This window comes from Aquabacterium sp. UBA2148 (assembly GCF_002328915.1).
Lineage (GTDB): Bacteria > Pseudomonadota > Gammaproteobacteria > Burkholderiales > Burkholderiaceae_C > Aquabacterium > Aquabacterium parvum.
Map to the genome: position 1 here is coordinate 7,017 of NZ_DCXA01000115.1, position 982 is coordinate 7,998.

The 982-nt window shown below is 66.1% G+C and carries 2 protein-coding genes; one reads left to right on the forward strand and one right to left on the reverse strand.

Annotated elements, in window-relative coordinates; all coding sequences use genetic code 11:
• A partial coding sequence (locus B2W70_RS06255; protein ID WP_286743914.1) for an L-threonylcarbamoyladenylate synthase occupies positions 1-630 on the forward strand: 630 nt, incomplete at its 5' end.
• Here B2W70_RS06255 and B2W70_RS06260 read toward each other — a convergent pair.
• The coding region (locus B2W70_RS06260; protein WP_286743916.1) for a glutaredoxin family protein at positions 588-982 on the reverse strand (395 nt) is incomplete at its 5' end. The genes B2W70_RS06255 and B2W70_RS06260 overlap by 43 nt on opposite strands.

The window sequence follows — 982 nt, forward strand, 5'->3', positions numbered from 1 at the left end:
TTGGCCCAACTTTTTGAAGTTCACCCGGAACACCCCCAGCCTCGATTGCTCAAGCAGGCGGCAGCGTTCCTGCACCAGGGCGGCGTGGTCGCGGTGCCCACCGATTCCAGCTATGCCCTGGTTTGCCACCTCGACGACAAGTCCGCGGTGGATCAGCTGCGGCGCATCCGTGGCGTTGACGAGCGCCATCACCTGACGCTGTTGTGCCGAGACCTCTCCGAGCTGGCCAGCTACGCGCGGGTCGACAACCAGCAATACCGGCTGCTCAAGCTGGCCACGCCAGGGCCATACACCTTCATCCTGGAGGCCACGAAAGAGGTGCCCAGGCGGGTGTCGCACCCCTCGCGGCGCACGATCGGGCTGAGGGTGCCAGACCACCGCGTCACGCAGTCGCTGCTGACCGAAATGGGCCAACCGCTGCTGGCCACCACCCTGATCCTGCCCGATGAGGTCGAGCCCCTCAACGATGCACAACTCATCCGCGAGGCCCTGCAAAAGCGCATTCAGGCGGTTGTGGATGCTGGGGCGTGTCCCATGGCGCCCACCACCGTCATCGACCTGAGCCAGGGTGGCGCGCAGGTGTTGCGTCAAGGGCGCGGGGAGCTCTCTCGGCTGGGCTTGAGCGACTGAGGCGGATCGCCCTTGTCCTGTGCAGCCAGGGCCTCGGCCAGCCAGGGGGCATGAAAACCCAGGTGCCAGAGTTCTCCGGCGCGCACCAGCGGCACGCCCGGCGCGCCTTGTTCGACGTAGGTCTTCTGGCAAGCGGCATCGGTTTCAACGTTGCATTCCCGCCAGCGCACTTCGTGCTGATTCAGCCATGCGATGGCTTTCGCGCAGTAAGGGCACGTCGAGGTCGTGTAGAGCGTGATGTCCACCCGCTGGCTGTGCTCCCGCACGGCCGCAGCAGATCGGGATGCCTGCCAGCTGTCGAGCCCTCGAGCGCCGCCCCAGAAAACGGCCACCAGCGCCATCAGTCCCAGCA